Source organism: Wenzhouxiangella indolica, from assembly GCF_042310355.1.
Lineage (GTDB): Bacteria > Pseudomonadota > Gammaproteobacteria > Xanthomonadales > Wenzhouxiangellaceae > Wenzhouxiangella.
This window is the reverse complement of sequence record NZ_JBHJMR010000003.1, coordinates 276471-292266: the sequence shown is the minus strand read 5'-3', so window position 1 is coordinate 292266 and position 15796 is coordinate 276471. Positions and strand designations below refer to the sequence as shown.

The following is a 15796-nucleotide window of genomic DNA, read 5'->3' as shown; positions in this document are numbered from 1 at the left end:
AGAATGCGCAAAAGTCTAGCATAGCGCCGGCCGGTCACCGTCGGAAGAATCCCCCGTCACGACGAAGGAAATCGCCCCGTATAATTGTCCTCCATGAACGATTTCTCCTCGCCCACGCTGCCGGCCGGCCTCGACGACATCCTGGAACTGACCCGGGCCGACCGCCAGGCGGTCGATCGGCTGATCGTCGAGCGGCTGGCGTCAGACGTCGCCCTGGTCAACCAGATCAGCCATCACATCATCGGCGGGGGCGGCAAGCGCATGCGTCCGCTGGTGCACCTGCTGTGTGCCCGGGCGGCGGGCTACGAGGGCCGCGATCACCTCAAGCTGGCGGCGATCATCGAGTTCATCCACACATCCACCCTGCTCCACGACGATGTGGTCGATGAGTCCTCGCGTCGCCGCGGCCAGGTCACCGCACACCGGCTTTGGGGCAATGCCGCCTCGGTGCTGGTCGGCGACTTCCTGTACTCGCGCAGCTTCCAGCTGATGGTCGAACTCGACCGCATGCGCATCATGAACATCCTCGCCGACACCACCAACACGATCGCCGAGGGCGAGGTGCTGCAATTGATGCAGATGGGCAACCCCGATCTCGGCGTCGAGGACTACTACCAGGTCATTTCCGACAAGACGGCCTGCCTGTTCGCCGCCAGCGCCCGGCTGGGCGGGGTGCTCGGCAACCTGCACGAGGACGCCTGTGAACGCCTGGCGGATTTCGGCCTGTTCCTGGGGCAGGCCTTCCAGATCGTCGACGATGTGCTCGACTACCGCGGCAAGGGGGACGACCTGGGCAAGAACGCCGGCGACGACCTGGCCGAAGGCAAGGTGACCCTGCCGCTGATTCTTGCCCTGCAGTCCGCCGGCGGCGAGGAGCGGAAGCTGATCCGGGAGATCGTCGAGGCCGGCGGCAGCGATCGCGTGGTGGACGTGCGCCACATCATGGAGCGCACCGGCGCGCTCGACCAGGCCATGTCCCAGGCCGGGGTATTGGCCGACAAGGCGCGGCGGTCGCTGGCGGTGCTGCCCGACACCGAAGAACGCGCTGCTCTCGAGTTCCTGGCCGGCTACGCGGTCGATCGCGCTTACTGAGACTCGACTAGGGCTGAGTGTTACCTGCCGCATGGCCCACTAGCGCCCGGAAACGCTCTCCGCGCTGCTCGAAATCGCGAAACCGGCCGAAGCTGGGCGCGCCCGGCGAGAGCAGCACAACCCCGCCCGGAACGGCCAGTTCGCGCGCCCTCGCCACCGCCTGCTCGAGCCCGTCGCAGCACTCGATGCCTCCGACCCGGGAAGCGACCGATTCGCGGAAACGCGCGGCCAGCTCCGAGCCGCTGTCGGGCAAGGTCAACAGGGCCTCGATCCGATGCCCGTCGAGCCGGTCGAAAACGGGCTGCCAGTCGGCCGGACGCGTCTGGCCGCCGGCGATCAGGACGACCGGGGCCTCACCGATGGCATCGAGCGCTGCCAGCGTGGCCCAGGGGCTGGTCGAGATGGAATCGTTGATGTAGCGCACGCCGTCCAGGGTGGCGACGGGCTCGAGGCGGTGGGGCAAGGCCTGGAAACTCGACAGGGCCTTTACCAGGGCGGCGGGCTCATGCCCCAGCATGGTGGCCGCCTGCAGGGCCAGCGCAGCGTTATCGAGGTTGTGGCGCCCGATCAGGGGCAATACCCCCTCGGGGCACAGCTCGGAGCGATCGTCCATCAAGCGATTGCCGTCGCGCCAGATGCCGGGCGGTCGATTGCCGAGCACTCGGCCGGAAACGCTTGCGGTGGCCGCCAGCAGCCGCGGGTCGGCGGCATTGACCAGCAGGGGGCGGCCCTCCAGCAATTCGGCCAGGCGCAGCTTGGCCGCCACGTAGGCGGCTTGGCCGCCGTGCCAGTCCAGGTGCTCGGGAAACAGGCGCGTGAACAAGCCGAGGTCGATTCGTCCCTGCAAGTCGGCCAGCTGGTAGCTGGATAGCTCGACCACGGCGATCTCGGCCTGCGTATCGACATGATCGAGCAACGGCACACCGATGTTGCCCGCCAGCAGCACCGCCCTGCCCTGCTCTCGCAACAGGTGGGCCAGCAGCGAGGCGGTGGTGCTCTTGCCCTTCGAACCGGTCACGCCCACGACCGTGAGGTCGCCCCCCTTCTCGGCCAGCCAGATCGAGGCGGGGTTGACCACCATCACGCCGGCAGCGCGCGCGCCAACAAGTGCCGGATGGTCGACCGGGACGCCCGGCGATCGAACCAGGACGTCGAACGCCTTCAGGCGCTCATCGAAGGGCCCGGTCACGAGGGGCCATTGGGTATCGGCCGTGCCGTGCTCGACCAGCACCGTCAGATCGACGCCGGGCGCGCGCCGCTGCAGCGCCCGGGCCGCCGAGCGCCCGTCGCGGCCGAAGCCGAGCAGGCCGATGCGCCGGCCGGCAAGCCAGTCAAGCGTCGGTGAGCAGGTCATCGGGGATGCGGTGAACCCGACCGGGGCGGCACAAATCTTCGATCGCCGGCACGTCGAGCCCGGCCAGCAGCGGCGACAGGCGCGCCACGACGCGGCAATCGCGCCAGCGTGGATCATCGGCCAGGGCGAGCAGGGCCGAGCGCGCCTCGTCGGCCTCGCCGACGCACTCGAAGGGCTTGGCGCCGTCAATCGCGAGCAGCGCCCGGAAACCACCGAGCTGGCCTTCGTCGTCGAGCAGATTGGTGCCGAATATTCCGGCCAGGGCGTCGGGCGGCATGAACGGCGCCAGCGCCAGAAAGACGAAATGACATTTGGGGCACTGACCGCACCAGCGTTTGGTTCGCGCCCCGTCGAGGTGGAAGTTGCGATTGCAGGACGAAAACACGTCGTGGTAACGCACAAGCCCGGCGAACTCGCGGCAGACGGCCAGTTCGCGATCCCGACGCAACAGCGAGAACACCGCCAGGTCGGGCGAGATGCAGCGCTCGACCCACTCGCCCAGCATGCGCTCGAAGGCGAGCGACTTGGAGAACTGGTGGTTGACCGGCCGGCCGCATTCGTCATGCAAGGTCGCTTCGTCGGCCGAGCGTTCATTGGCGAACACCACCCGGTCGAAACCGTGCACCAAAGCCAGCACGACCAGCGCGGCGGCGTTGATGGCGGTGATCGGAACATGACCGTTCCAGGCACCGAGCCGGTTGAGCCCCGCCAGGGCGGGATCGACCCGGCGTTCGACCTGCAGGTGGCGCGTGTCGGCCGTGGTGGCCACCTGGCGAATCAGCGCGGCCTGCCCGACCTGGACGGTGACCGGCTCCTCGCCCTGCGCGCGCAAGCGCTCGAGCGCCACCAGTGAGTCCTTGCCGCCGCCCATCGGCACCAGCGAGCGCCTGGGCAGCGGGCCGCTCACGGCCGCGGCAGGCCCATCGGCCGCGGCCGGAAACTCGGCCCACTCCGCTTGTTCCAGGCCGTTGCGCCAGGCGAACTCGGCCAGGCCCTCGCGATACAGGCGGGCCAGCCAGGCTGCCTGCCAGCGGTCGGGCCCGCGCGCCTCGAAGCGGATCTCGGAAGGACAGCCCGCTTTCCAGTAGCTGATTCCCGCGGTCCAGTGAAGCAGGTCGAGGGCGGCATCGATCGCGGCGGGACAAGCCGGCGATCGATCGGCGGGCGGCAGCCGGAAGCGCTCGCGCAACTCGATACCGTCGAGGCGATACCCGAGCTCGATCCAGCCGGTGGCGGGGTCGAAATGACGCGAACTGAAAACGAAGCGGGCACTGTCTTCGCGCCGCCATTGCTCGAAATGCGAGCGCTCGCGGACGGTTTCAGCCGCGGGCATCGACCGGCTCTTCGGCATCGCCCGCTTGTTCGTCGTCACGCAGGCGCGGCCAGGCCCGCAGAACGGCGTTGACCAGCGTGGCCAGCGGAATCGCGAAGAACACGCCCCAGAAGCCCCAGATGCCGCCGAAGATCAGCACCGCGGTGATGATGGCCACCGGGTGCAGGCTGACCACCTCGGAAAAGAGGATGGGCACCAGTACGTTGCCGTCGAGCGCCTGAATCACGGTATAGGCGATCAGCACGTACCAGAAGCCGGCCGTCGGGCCGAACGCCACCAGGGCCACCAGCGCGACCGGCACGGTCACGACCGCCGCACCGATATAGGGGATGATCACCGAAAAACCGACCAGCATGGACAAAAGCATCACGAACGGCATGTTCAGCACGGAGAACACCGCGTAGGTCACGACCCAGACGATGAGGATCTCGAGCACCTTGCCGCGAATGTAGTTGCCGATCTGGGCATCGACCTCCTGCCACACCCGGGTGACCAGGTCGCGATCGCGCGGCAGGTACTGGCTGACCCAGGCGACGAGCTGGTGCTTGTCCTTGAGGAAGAAGAACACCAGCACCGGCATGAGGACGAGGAAAATCAGAAGGTTGACGGCGCTCATCACGCCCGAGAAGGACACCAGCGTGGCGCCATAATTGACCAGCTCGGAGCCGATATTGTCGAGCCAGCGCGACAGTTGCTCCTGCGAGATCAGCGCCAGTTCGCGCTGCCCCTCCTCGGCGACCAGTTCACCGGCGTCGTTGGCGACCGTCTCGGTTTCGCCTTCCGGCGCGGTCGGGGCGACCAGCTGGGGATAGCGATCCGGCAGCTTGGCGACCCAGTCCTGGGCCATGGCGACGTAGCTGGGCAGGTCGCGCACGATGGCGGCAAGCTGGCGGGTAAGCATCGGCACCAGGCCGAAGAGCAGGTAGACCAGCGCGGCCATGAAGCCGGTAAACACACCGATGACGGCCAGCAAGCGGGGCGCACCCAGCCGCTCGAGCCGCAGGACGCCGCCCTCGAGCAGGTAGGCCAGCACCAGGCTGGCGAGCACCGGCCCGAGCATCTGTCCGAACAATGCCACGGTCAGCACGCCCAGCGCCAGGAAAAGCGCCAGGATGACCACCTGGGGATCGGAGAAGTGCCGTCGGAACCAGTTGTTGACGCGCGCGATCATGTCTGGATTATACGGGCGCGAGCCCTGCCCGGTGGGCCTTCCCCGCAAGAAGGCCACCGGGCAACGTGCCGTTCAGGAGTGTTGTAGCTGCGGGTAGAAAAGCTCGTTGTGTCCTGCACTCAAAAGTCGAAGCTCAGCATGGCCTGAACCTCGAAATCCTGGTCCAACTCGTCACTGACCACGCCCAGGAGGTTGCCGCCGAAGGCGTACTCCGGTGGTGCGTAGGCCGCGTTGAGATGCAGCCGGCTGCGCTTGCCGACATCCTTGGACAGCCCGGCCATGACGGCGTTGCTGGCCATCTCGGAGTGCAGGGCCGCCGCCAGGGTCGCGGCCGTCGGGCGCGGCTGCGTGCGCGTGCGGTAGTCGAAGAACAGTTCGATATCATCCGCGGCGCGCCAGCGCCAGCCCAGGCTGTAGACCGTCAGGTCATCCCAGGCGAAATTCGGACTGTTGCGATCACCCAGCAGGGCGGTAAAGCGTGCCGGCAGCGAGCGGCTGGGAAATGCGCCGACATCGCTGTAGAAAATCTGCGAAACGCCCAGGCTCAACCAGGACCGGGGCGTGGCGTGCAATTCCAGCCCGAACTGCACGCGCGGCGGAATATCGAGCTCCGCGCTGGCGCCATGAACGCCGCGCACGGTGGCGAACTCGTCCATGTCGATGCGCGACTGGAAAGCCGCCTCCACGCGAACACCCCTGAGCAGCTCGCTCGTCATGGCAAAGCGCAAGCCGGTTCCGTGCGACACCTCGGTGCGCGCGGGGTCGAAAAGAAGCTTGTCGACCTGCCCGGTCGTTCCAAGGCGCGTGGCGGCCGGCTGCAGATTCATGCCCGCGCTGCCGAAGCGCTGACTGGCGAGTACCGCGCTGACGGTCAGGTCGCTGCGAGCCGATACGCTGTGAGTCACGCCCGGCATGACGATCGAGCGCTGGAAGCGGTCCGCGCGGCGGATGTTCTCCGACAGCGAATCGTTAAGCAGCAGGCTCATGCGCGACTGGCGAAACGACAGGCGCAAGGGCTGGCGCCCACCGGCCCGCATCAGGGGCAGGGCGAAATCCGGAAGGATGATCGTTTCATCGAACTGCAGCCAGCTGACGTGCGGCAGCTCGCGCGACGACAGGCGCTCGAGCTCGGGCGTGATCTCGTTGGCAAGATACTGATCCCAAGGGCCCAGCTCGAAACCGGCGACGTACCAGGCCAGGCCGGCATAAGGCGTGAAGGGCAGTGAACCGGACACGCGCGGCATCGACCAGGCCGGCGAAGCCAGCGTCAGGGAAGCGGCGAGAACAGCGATGAAAACGAGCCGATGCGTCACGGGTTCGGTCAATCGAATGGAGACGGTGCAAGTGTACCGTCACTCATGGCAAAAATACAACGACCGGGCGCGGAAAATTGCGCATTATTGCCCGAGCCCGCGCGATTGCTGAGCCTGAGCGTGTCGTGGCATGTTGCGAAACAGCAACAAACGGCCCGCCCGGGCGGTGCCCGGAGGTGCTTCAGTCCAGGCGCTCGCAGATGGCGTCGGTGAAACGCTCGGTCGTGCCGCTGCCACCCAGGTCGGGGGTGGTGCGATCACCGGACTCGATCACCTCGGCGATGGCGCGACGAATACGCGCGGCGCGGTCGTTGTCGTCGAGATGCTCGAGCATCTGGGCGGCACCCAGCATCAGGGCGCAGGGGTTGGCAATGCCCTGCCCGGCAATGTCGGGGGCCGAGCCGTGGACGGCTTCGAACATGGCCGCCTTCTCGCCGATATTCGCACCCGGCGCCAGGCCGAGGCCGCCGACCAGGCCGGCGCACAGATCGGAGATGATGTCGCCGAACAGGTTGGTGGTGACGATCACGTCGAACTGCTCGGGCCGCATGACCAGCTGCATGCAGGCGTTGTCGACGATCAGGTCGTTGCTTTCGATGTCCTTGTAGTCCTCGGCCACCTCGTGCGCGACGCGCAGGAACATGCCGGTGACGTCCTTGAGGATGTTGGCCTTGTGCACGACGGTAACCTTCTTGCGACCGGTGCGGCGGGCCATTTCGAAAGCGAATCGAACCACGCGCTCGCAGCCCTTGCGCGTGACCACCATCTTGGATTCGGCGCGGCTGTCGTCGGGGGCCGTCCAGGCACCCTCGCCGAGATAGGCGCCCTCGGTGTTTTCACGCACCGTGATCAGGTCGATGTTCTCGTAGCGCGACTTCGAGCCCTTGAAACTGATCGCCGGGCGGACGTTGGCATAGAGGTCGAAATGCTTGCGCAGGGCAACGTTGAGCGACTTGAAGCCGCCGCCGACGGGGGTGGTCAGCGGGGCCTTGAGCGCGACGCGGTTCTTTTCGATCGAGTCGAGCGTCGCCTGGGGCAGCAGCTCGCCGGTTTCTTCCTGGGCGGCCATGCCGGCGAGCTGAAAATCGTAGCTCAAGCCCGCGCCGATGGCGTCGAGCATGCGGAGAGTCGCTTCCATGATTTCGGGGCCGATGCCGTCGCCCCGGATGACGGTGATTTGCTGCGTCACGCTGCCGTCCCTGTTGTCGTCGAGTCGTTGGAAACAAGCCGCCCATTATAGATCGCAACGCAGCCCGGCATCACCCCGTTTGAACCGGGGCATCCGCGACAGGCGTGCGGGCCGGACCGGTTCACCGGCCCAGCATGCGGTCGAGCGCGCCTTCCTGGTCGAGCGCGTCGAGATCGTCAAAGCCGCCGACGTGCTCGTCGCCGATGAAGATCTGCGGCACGGTGCGACGGCCGCTGCGCTCGATCATTTCATCCCGCCGAGCCGGCTCGGCGCCGATGTCGATCTCGATCCACTCCACGCCCTTGCCGCGCAACAGCCTGCCGGCCGCGGTGCAGAATGGGCAGGTGGATTTGATATACATCTCGACCTTCTTGCTCATCGGGTTTCGTTGCTCCTGTTCAGGTTTCAGGTTTCAGGTTTCAGGTTTCAGGTTTCAGGTTTCAGGGAAAAGACCGGGTTCCGGGTTACGGAGTTCCGGGATTCCGAGTCCGGGGCTCGGGACGCCACCGGGATCTTCCAGCGCACGGCCTGCACGGCGCAAAGATTGTCGACGCCCACCGCTCCGCGCCTCCAAGCGCTCCTGAAACCTTAAACCTTAAACCTGAAACCTTCTTTCAGATGCACCACTCCGGCTTCGGCAGCCCGCCGTAGCGGCAGGCCTCGCGTACCGGGCCTTCGGGAAACAGCCGGTAGAGGTCGCGGCTGCCGCGGCTGTCGGGGCGGCGCTTGCGGTACTCCGACACGACCACGCGCATCAGCGGTGGATTGCCGTAGCGGGCGTGGTGATCGCGCACGAAATCGATCAGCCACCAGTGGTCGTCACCCAGGCGCAGGCCATCGCGGTCGGCGAGCGCCTCGGCGACCTCCGGAAACCACGCCTCGGCGTCGACCAGGAAGCCATCGCCGTCGAGGGCAATCGGCTGGCCGGCCACGTAGAGCTGGCTCGTCGCGTCGTTCACAGTCGCAGCACTCCCGCCGCTTCGCGGCACAGGGCTTCGAACGCGGGCCGGCTCACCGCACTCACGCCCGCGGGCATCAGGGTCGACGCCGGCTGGCGGGCGCGCAGCCCGGCCAGGTCGAAATCGATCAGTTGACGCCAGGGCGCGAACGGTTCGGGCTCCAGGTGGCCCAGGCCCTCGCCCTCGAACACCACCACCATCTCGACCTCCAGGGTGGCACCGGCCAGCACCAGCTCGAGCATTTCGCGGCTGCCCGGTTCGGACGGCGCCTCGGACACCACAATGACCCAGGGCTCAGCCGTCGCCATCGCCTGCTCCGAAGCAGATCACTTCACGCGCATCGACGGCGTGGTTCCAGAACCCGGTCAGACTCGAAATCACGAAGGGGGGCGCCGGCTGTTCGCGGTGCCGCCGCGACCAGGACCCGCTGCAAACCGCCAGCACCACCCCGTGCCAGTCCGCCAGGCTGCGCCACTCGGCCGAGGGCTCGCCCTCGGCGGCGTGTTCGACGCCCTCGGCGTGGAAGAACACCAGTAACCGGCCACCCGGGTCGATCAGATGGGCGGCGTAGTCCTGCCCCAGCCGGCTGCGCTCGCTGCCGGGCCGGGCACGGATCAACAGGATTCGGTGATACTGTATGAATTCGTTCAATGGCCTGCCCGAAAAAGTCTTTGCAGGTGAAACCACGGCGCATTCAGCCGGTCTGAGAACTGGATGATCACTCGCACTCTCAAATCCTTGCTTGCCGGCCTCATTGTAGCCGCCGCCGTGACGGCGGGCGCCAACGATTCGGTTCGGCTTCCCGATCTGGGCGGCACCAGCACGCAGGTGATGTCGCCGCAGGAGATTGAGAGTTTCCCGCGCGAGTTCGAGCAGTACATGCGCGCGAACAAGCTGCTGGTCGAGGATCCGCTCATCCGCGACTACTTCAACGACCTCGGCTTCAGGCTGGTTTCCTATTCTGACAGCGCCGAGGAGCCGTTCCATTTCTTCGTGCTGCGCGAACCCAGCATCAACGCCTTTGCCGCGCCGGCGGGCGTGATCGCCCTGCATACCGGCCTGATCCTCGAGGCGCGTGACGAAAGCGAAGTGGCGGGCGTGGTGGCGCACGAGATCGCCCACGTGACCCAGGACCATATCGTGCGCGGCATGGAGAACAGCCAGCAGGTGTCGCTGCCGACCATGCTGGCGGCGCTGGGCCTGGCGATCGCGGCCGGGGCGGCCGGGGCCGAAGGCGACGCGGCCCAGGCCATCCTGATGGGGGGCATGAGCCTGGCCCAGCAGTTCCAGATCAACCACACCCGCCAGGCCGAGTCCGAGGCCGACCGGATCGGCATCGCCCTGCTGGCCCGCGGCGGCTACGAGCCGGAAGGCATGACGCGCTTTTTCGAACGGCTCAACATGCTTTCGCGGGCCATGGGCGAAGGGCCGCCTGAATACCTGCGCACCCACCCCCTGACCGTCAACCGCATCGCCGAGGCGCGCACTCGCGCCGAGCAGCTGAGCGGAAGCGCTACGCGTGACGGAACCGATTTCCAGTTCATCCAGGCCCGCCTGCGTGCGATGGTATCGGATGCCAGCAGTGCCGAGGCCTGGTTCCGGGCCCGGCTCGACGATGACAGCGAGCGGCCCGAGGCGGCCATGCGCTACGGCCTGGCCATGACCTTGCTCGGTGCACGCCGCCTCGAGGCCGCGCGAGCGCAGGTTGAGCAGCTGCTGGAAACCGCGCCCGACCGGCAGCTTTACCGCTTGCTGGAAGCCGAGCTGCTGCAGGCCGAGGGCCGCATCGCCGACAGCCTCGAAATTCTCGAATCGCTCTACCTGCAGTATCCCGGCAACCGGCTGGTAACCACGCAGTACGCGACCAGCCTGATGCACGAGCGCGACCGCGAGCGGGCGGCGCGAGCAGCCCGGATCCTGCGCGGCTACCTGCGCAACCATCCTGACGATGTCCAGATGACCGAGCTCTATGCCCGGGCTGCGGACCGCGCCGGCGACGAGGTTCGGGCCGCCGAGGCGCTGGCGGAGAGCTATTACATGCGAGGCGGCATCCAGGAAGCCATCGTGCAGCTCGAGCGCATCATCAAGCGCGACGATCTGGACTACTACCAGAGCTCCCGCATCGCCGCGCGACTGGGCCAGCTGCGTGCCGAACGCCTGCGCCTGAGCTCGCGCGAGCGAGAACGCCAGCTGCAATAGCGTCAACAAACTGTCACGATCGCATGGCCCACTAGGACGTTTTTCAAGAGGGGATGGACGCGCATGTCAGACGATGGCACTGACGGCAGGTACCGGGTCACCCAGCTGGCCGAACCGCTCGAGCACTGGTCCGAGGAGGCGCTCGATTCACCGGCGCTGCTGTTCAATCACGAAACGAGCCTGCTCGCCTTTCACCGGCGCGTGCTCGCGCTCGCCCGCGACGAAACGCAGCCGCTGCTCGAGCGGCTGCGCTTTCTGTGTATCTCCTGCACCAACCTGGACGAGTTCTTCGAGGTTCGCGTTGCCGCCATTCGCCAGCGGATCCGGCACGGCGCCAACCAGCCCGCCGCCGACGGCCTGTCGCCGCAAAGTACCCTGGCGGCCATCCGCGAGCGCGTTCTCGAGATGGTCGAAGCCCAGTACCGCGTGCTCGACGAGGAGCTGCTGCCGGCCCTGGAGCAACAAGGCATTCGCATCATCGCCCGCAACCGCTTCACGCAGCGCCAGCGCCGCTGGTTGCATCACCACTTTCGCAGCCAGATCCTGCCGGTGCTCAGCCCACTCGGCCTCGATCCGGCGCATCCGTTTCCGCGCATTCTCAACAAGAGCCTGAATTTCGCCGTGTCCCTGGCCGGGCGCGACGCCTTCGGCCGGAGCGGATCGATGGCGCTGGTGCGCGCACCGCGCTCGCTGCCGCGCATCATCCGCATCCCCAAGAGCTACTCGGCCGGACCCGACGATTTCGTGTTCCTGTCCTCGATCGTGCACGAGTTCATCGACGAACTCTTCCCGGGCATGGAGGTGCTGGGCAGCTACCAGTTCCGCGTGACCCGCAACAGCGAGCTGCTGGTCGACGAAGAGGAGGTCGAGGACCTGGCGCGGGCCCTGGAGGGCGAGCTGATGGAACGCGGCTTTGCCGAGGCGGTCCGCCTGGAGGTGGCCACCGGCTGCCCCGAACACGTCGTCAACCTGCTGGCGAGCAAGTTCGGCGTCGATCTCGACGACGTCTATCACTGCAACGGCCCGGTCAACCTCAACCGCATGGTCGCCGTCTACGACCTGACCGATCGACCCGAGCTGAAGTTCCCCTCGTTCAACCCGCATATTCCCAGGGCGCTGGCCGCCTCGAACGACTTGTTCGCCAGCCTCCGGCGCCGCGACCATGTGCTGCATCATCCCTACGACGGTTTCCAGCCGGTGCTCGATCTGGCCCGGCAGGCCGCCCGCGACCCGCAGGTGCTGGCGATCAAGCAAACGCTCTACCGCACCGGCGTGGATTCGATGCTCGCCGACCTGCTGATCGAGGCCGCGCGGGCCGGCAAGGACGTCACGGTGGTGGTCGAACTGCGCGCACGCTTCGACGAGGAAGCCAACATCAACCTCGCCACGCGCATGCAGGAAGCCGGCGTGCAGGTGGTCTACGGCGTGGTCGGCCACAAGGCTCATGCCAAGATGATGCTGATCGTGCGCCGGGAGGGCCGCCGCCTGCGCCGCTACGTCCATCTGGGCACGGGCAACTACCACCAGGGGACGGCCAAGGCCTACACCGACTGGGGCATGCTCAGCGCCGATGCCGACATCGCCCAGGACGTCCACCGCGTCTTCCAGCTGTTGTCGGGCTTCGGCCGCGTGCAGTCGCTCAAGCGCCTGGTGCAGTCGCCCTTCGACCTGCATGATTTCCTCATCGGCCGGATCGAACGCGAGGCCGAGCACGCCCGCGCCGGCCGCAGCGGCCTGATCATGGCCAAGATGAACGGCTTGACCGAGCCCGAGGTCATCCGGGCGCTCTACCGCGCCTCGCGCGCCGGCGCCACCGTCCGCCTGGTCGTGCGCGGCAGTTGTTGCCTGCGCCCGGGTGTCGCGGGCTTGTCGGAAAACATTCGCGTGCGCTCGGTCCTGGGGCGTTTTCTCGAGCACTCCAGGGTTTATCATTTCGGCAACGACGGCGCGCCGGAAACCTGGGCCTCCAGCGCCGACTGGATGGGCCGCAACCTGTTCCAGCGCGTGGAAGTCTGTTTCCCGATCGACGACGCCGCTGCCGCCGAACGGGTTCGCCACGACAGCCTCGACCTGGTGTTTCGCGACGACGTCCAGGCCTGGGAGCTCGACGGACAGGGCCAGTGGCAGCTGGTGCGCGCCGCGAGCCACGACCTTCACGTACAGGAACTGCTGATGCAGAAAGCCACCGATGCCTGACGCCCCGACCCACCACGCGGCGATCGATCTGGGCAGCAACAGTTTTCACATGATCATCGCCCACCACGACGGCCACCAGCTGCGCATTGTCGACCGCATCAAGGACATGGTGCGGCTCGCCGGCGGCATCGATCGCAACGGCCGACTCGATCCGGTGGTGCGCGAACGCGCGCTGGCTTCCCTGGCCCGCTTCGGGCAGCGCATTGCCGGCATGCCCCGGCTGCAGGTTCGGGCGGTGGGCACGCAGAGCTTTCGCCGACTGGCCCACCCGGCCACATTCCTGGTCGTGGCCGAGACGGCGCTCGGTTGCCCCATCGACGTCATCAGCGGCAGCGAGGAGGCGCGACTGGTCTATCTCGGCGTCCACCAGGGCATGCCCGTCGGCGAAGGGCGCAGCCTCATCGTCGATATCGGGGGCGGTTCCACGGAGCTCGCGATCGGTGCGGACGACGAGCCCGAGCTGACCGAGACCATTCCCGCCGGCTGCGTGTCGATCACCGAGACCCACTTCAAGCGCGGCAAGATAACGCCGTCTCGTTTCAAGCGGGCCGTGGAAGCGGTCGAGGACCGCCTGGTCGAGATGGTCACGCCCTGCCGGAAGCTGGGCTGGCAGCGGGTCATCGGATCATCGGGCACGCTCAGGGCGATCGCGGCGATGGCCGCCGCCGGCGAAGAGGGCGCCCGCGACTTCACGCGCGGCGATCTCGAAAGACTGCGCGATGCCGTGATCGCCGCCGGCCATGTCGACCGCATCGATCTGCCGGGGCTTTCGGCCCGCCGCAGCCCGGTCATCATCGGTGGCCTGGCGATCGTCGAGGCGCTGTCCAACGCGCTCGGCATCGAGCAGTTCGAGGTGTCGCCCTCGGCCCTCAGGGAGGGCCTGCTGCACGACCTCATCGGGCGCCTGGATCACAGCGATCCGCGCGCGCGCAGCGTGGCCGGCATGGCCGAGCGCCTCGGCTGCGACCGCGACCAGGCCGCGCGCGTTCACGACTGGACGCAAGCGGCCTTCGAGCAGGTCGCCGACGACTGGCAGCTGGATGCGCATCATCGCGACCTGCTGCTCTGGGCCGCGCAGCTGCACGAGGTGGGCCGGTCGGTCAACCACCATCATCACCACAGGCACGGCGCCTACCTGGTGGCCAACGCCGACATGCCCGGCTTCACGCGCCCCGAGCAGCGCTTCATGGCCGCGTTGATCGCGCTGCAGCGCGGCAAGGTCCAGTCCGAAGCGATCGACTGGGTGCCGCAGCGCATGAGCCTGGCCCTGACGCGAATGGCCGCCCTGCTGCGCCTGGCCGTCACCCTGGCCCGCCCCCGCGACGACCGCGCCATGCCGGATTTCTCGCTGTCGCTGAGCGACGGTTCGCTGGTCCTCGGGCTACCGCCGGAATGGCTCGACGGCCATCCCCTGAGCGCCCGCGGGCTCGGCTACCAGCAGCGCCAGCTCGGCAAGCTCGGCCTGGAACTCGATATCGACACCATCACCGGCGCCCCGGGGGCGGCCGAGTGAGCGACTGGCAGCCGAGCGCCTCGGCCGCGGCCCTTCGCCGGCGTGCCGAACTGCTGGCGAGCGTGCGCGAGTTCTTCGCACGGCGCGGCGTGGTCGAGGTTCAGACGCCGCTGCTGACGGCCGCCGGGGTGACCGACCTGCATGTCGAAAGTGTCGCCACCGACGCCCCCGCCGGCTGGCTGCGCACCTCGCCGGAATACTTCCACAAGCGCCTGCTTGCCTCGGGCTTGGGTGATCTCTACGAGCTCGGCCCGGTGTTCCGGCGCGGCGAGGCCGGCCGCAACCACCAGCCCGAGTTCACGCTGCTGGAGTGGTACCGGGTCGGCTGGAGCTGGCGCCGCCTGGCCGAGGAGGTGGTCGAGTTGATCGATCACGCGCTGGCAAGCGGCCCGGATCCGCGGCCCGTTCGCTGGGCGAGCTGGAACGACTGCTTTGTCGAGTTCCTCGGCATCGACGCCCTGGCGGCGAGCACGACCGAACTGCAGCGGCTCGCCGACGATGCCCCGGCCGGGCTCGAGCGCGACGCCCTGCTCGACTGGCTGTTCGCCAGCCGCATCCAGCCCCGCTTCGAGGCGAACGCCTTGACCGTGGTGTACGACTACCCGGCCAGCCAGGCCGCGCTGGCCCGCATTGCCCCGGGAAACCCGGGCGTGGCCGAACGCTTCGAGGTTTTCGCGGGTCCGCTGGAGCTGGCCAACGGCTACCGGGAGCTGACCGACGCGCGGGAGCAGAGACGGCGATTCGAGCGCGACAACCGGCTCAGAGAGGACAACGGCCAGGCGCCGATGCCGATCGATACCGCGCTCCTCGCGGCGCTGGCCGAAGGCCTGCCGGAATGCGCGGGCGTGGCTCTGGGCTTCGATCGCCTGCTCATGGCGGCCTGCGGCGAGGAGACTATCGAGCGCGTGGTGTCATTCGCACATCGGCCGTCGTCGTGAGCGGCCATTCCCAGCGTTCGTCCAGCCGGTCGAACCACAATGCCCCGCGTTGGGCCAGGGACATCGCGTTGGGACGGACCATGCGCCGCAGCCCCGCGGCCTCGATCTCGACCTTTTCGCGATCGGCCGTGGCCACGACCAGACGCTGACCTTCCGGCAACGGGCCGTCGACGCGCACGCGCTCCGACCATGCCGGCAACTTCGGCAGCAGCCGCCCGTCAGCGTCGCGCAGACCCACCAGCCAGGCGTGCGTCACCGTCCCGGAACCGGACTCGATGCGCCAAAGCTCGATCGGCCGGCTGCGGGCCACGACCACCGAATCGGTCGCAACCGGCGCCCCGGCCGGCAGCAGCATGCGCTCCACCCGGCCCGGCCCGGCCTCGGCCAGGACTTCTTCGACCCGCTCGGGCCAATCCGGAAACAGGACACCGCGAGCCGGCAGGAGGACCGACACGGCGACCAGGACGAGCAGAACCGCGGCCGTGGAAAACCGACGCAGCACAAGCGACTGCAGGCGTGGCATCATATGCGGAAATATA

The 15796-nt window shown here is 67.7% G+C and carries 15 protein-coding genes; 5 read left to right on the top strand and 10 right to left on the bottom strand.

The features are described from left to right. The first annotated feature begins 93 nt into the window (after positions 1–93). Complete coding sequence (locus ACDC67_RS06350) at positions 94–1092, top strand: polyprenyl synthetase family protein (protein ID WP_376691571.1); 999 nt, start codon at positions 94–96, stop codon at positions 1090–1092. A gap of 7 nt (positions 1093–1099) precedes the next feature. On the opposite strand, the gene murD is transcribed toward ACDC67_RS06350, so the two are convergent. The 9 genes from murD to ACDC67_RS06305 form a co-directional block, all read right to left on the bottom strand. Beyond that, the gene (gene murD, locus ACDC67_RS06345; RefSeq protein ID WP_376691569.1) at positions 1100–2446 is read right to left on the bottom strand and encodes a UDP-N-acetylmuramoyl-L-alanine--D-glutamate ligase; all 1347 of its coding nucleotides are present in this window, start codon (positions 2444–2446) and stop codon (positions 1100–1102) included. Then, positions 2424–3779: a hypothetical protein gene (locus ACDC67_RS06340; protein WP_376691567.1), complete on the bottom strand. Its 1356-nt coding sequence runs from the start codon at positions 3777–3779 to the stop codon at positions 2424–2426. Before ACDC67_RS06340 ends, murD begins: the two co-directional genes overlap by 23 nt. Beyond that, positions 3766–4950 carry an AI-2E family transporter gene (locus tag ACDC67_RS06335; protein WP_376691565.1) on the bottom strand — a complete coding sequence of 395 codons (1185 nt, stop codon included), beginning with the start codon at positions 4948–4950 and terminating at the stop codon, positions 3766–3768. The genes ACDC67_RS06340 and ACDC67_RS06335 overlap by 14 nt, the downstream gene beginning before the upstream one ends. Positions 4951–5069: 119 nt before the next feature. Continuing rightward, positions 5070–6263, bottom strand: coding sequence for a hypothetical protein (locus ACDC67_RS06330; RefSeq protein WP_376691563.1), 1194 nt, complete (start codon positions 6261–6263; stop codon positions 5070–5072). Between the two features lie 181 nt (positions 6264–6444). Beyond that, positions 6445–7452, bottom strand: coding sequence for an isocitrate dehydrogenase (locus ACDC67_RS06325; RefSeq protein ID WP_376691562.1), 1008 nt, complete (start codon positions 7450–7452; stop codon positions 6445–6447). Positions 7453–7573: 121 nt separating this feature from the next. Continuing rightward, complete coding sequence (grxC, locus tag ACDC67_RS06320; protein WP_376691560.1) at positions 7574–7831, bottom strand: glutaredoxin 3; 258 nt, start codon at positions 7829–7831, stop codon at positions 7574–7576. 235 nt (positions 7832–8066) lie between these two features. Next, the gene (locus tag ACDC67_RS06315; protein ID WP_376691558.1) at positions 8067–8411 is read right to left on the bottom strand and encodes a TusE/DsrC/DsvC family sulfur relay protein; all 345 of its coding nucleotides are present in this window, start codon (positions 8409–8411) and stop codon (positions 8067–8069) included. Continuing rightward, on the bottom strand, positions 8408–8719 hold the full coding sequence (locus ACDC67_RS06310) for a hypothetical protein (protein ID WP_376691556.1): 312 nt from the start codon (positions 8717–8719) through the stop codon (positions 8408–8410). Before ACDC67_RS06310 ends, ACDC67_RS06315 begins: the two co-directional genes overlap by 4 nt. Next, on the bottom strand, positions 8706–9062 hold the full coding sequence (locus tag ACDC67_RS06305; protein ID WP_376691554.1) for a DsrE family protein: 357 nt from the start codon (positions 9060–9062) through the stop codon (positions 8706–8708). The genes ACDC67_RS06310 and ACDC67_RS06305 overlap by 14 nt, the downstream gene beginning before the upstream one ends. 63 nt (positions 9063–9125) lie before the next feature. Between ACDC67_RS06305 and ACDC67_RS06300 the strand changes: the two genes are divergently transcribed. From ACDC67_RS06300 to epmA, 4 genes are all read left to right on the top strand, one after another. Next, on the top strand, positions 9126–10610 hold the full coding sequence (locus ACDC67_RS06300) for a M48 family metalloprotease (RefSeq protein WP_376691552.1): 1485 nt from the start codon (positions 9126–9128) through the stop codon (positions 10608–10610). Between the two features lie 63 nt (positions 10611–10673). After that, the gene (gene ppk1, locus ACDC67_RS06295) at positions 10674–12806 is read left to right on the top strand and encodes a polyphosphate kinase 1 (RefSeq protein WP_376691550.1); all 2133 of its coding nucleotides are present in this window, start codon (positions 10674–10676) and stop codon (positions 12804–12806) included. Continuing rightward, positions 12799–14319 (top strand): Ppx/GppA phosphatase family protein, encoded by a 1521-nt coding sequence (locus ACDC67_RS06290; RefSeq protein ID WP_376691548.1) that lies wholly within the window; start codon positions 12799–12801, stop codon positions 14317–14319. Before ppk1 ends, ACDC67_RS06290 begins: the two co-directional genes overlap by 8 nt. Beyond that, positions 14316–15257, top strand: a complete 942-nt coding sequence (gene epmA / locus ACDC67_RS06285; protein WP_376691546.1) for an EF-P lysine aminoacylase EpmA — start codon at positions 14316–14318, stop codon at positions 15255–15257. Before ACDC67_RS06290 ends, epmA begins: the two co-directional genes overlap by 4 nt. On the opposite strand, the gene ACDC67_RS06280 is transcribed toward epmA, so the two are convergent. Next, complete coding sequence (locus ACDC67_RS06280; RefSeq protein WP_376691545.1) at positions 15214–15783, bottom strand: hypothetical protein; 570 nt, start codon at positions 15781–15783, stop codon at positions 15214–15216. The two genes, epmA and ACDC67_RS06280, sit on opposite strands and share 44 nt — an antisense overlap. Between the last annotated feature and the right edge of the window lie 13 nt (positions 15784–15796).

What these genes read in the sequence shown, in the direction of transcription:
- ACDC67_RS06290 (WP_376691548.1), top strand. Translation starts at nt 12,799, where the DNA reads ATGCCTGACGCCCCGACCCACCACGCGGCGATCGATCTGGGCAGCAAC.
- ACDC67_RS06300 (WP_376691552.1), top strand. Translation starts at nt 9,126, where the DNA reads ATGATCACTCGCACTCTCAAATCCTTGCTTGCCGGCCTCATTGTAGCC.
- ACDC67_RS06335 (WP_376691565.1), bottom strand. Translation starts at nt 4,950, where the DNA reads ATGATCGCGCGCGTCAACAACTGGTTCCGACGGCACTTCTCCGATCCC.
- ACDC67_RS06280 (WP_376691545.1), bottom strand. Translation starts at nt 15,783, where the DNA reads ATGATGCCACGCCTGCAGTCGCTTGTGCTGCGTCGGTTTTCCACGGCC.
- ppk1 (WP_376691550.1), top strand. Translation starts at nt 10,674, where the DNA reads ATGTCAGACGATGGCACTGACGGCAGGTACCGGGTCACCCAGCTGGCC.
- ACDC67_RS06310 (WP_376691556.1), bottom strand. Translation starts at nt 8,719, where the DNA reads ATGGCGACGGCTGAGCCCTGGGTCATTGTGGTGTCCGAGGCGCCGTCC.
- murD (WP_376691569.1), bottom strand. Translation starts at nt 2,446, where the DNA reads ATGACCTGCTCACCGACGCTTGACTGGCTTGCCGGCCGGCGCATCGGC.
- grxC (WP_376691560.1), bottom strand. Translation starts at nt 7,831, where the DNA reads ATGAGCAAGAAGGTCGAGATGTATATCAAATCCACCTGCCCATTCTGC.
- ACDC67_RS06340 (WP_376691567.1), bottom strand. Translation starts at nt 3,779, where the DNA reads ATGCCCGCGGCTGAAACCGTCCGCGAGCGCTCGCATTTCGAGCAATGG.
- ACDC67_RS06350 (WP_376691571.1), top strand. Translation starts at nt 94, where the DNA reads ATGAACGATTTCTCCTCGCCCACGCTGCCGGCCGGCCTCGACGACATC.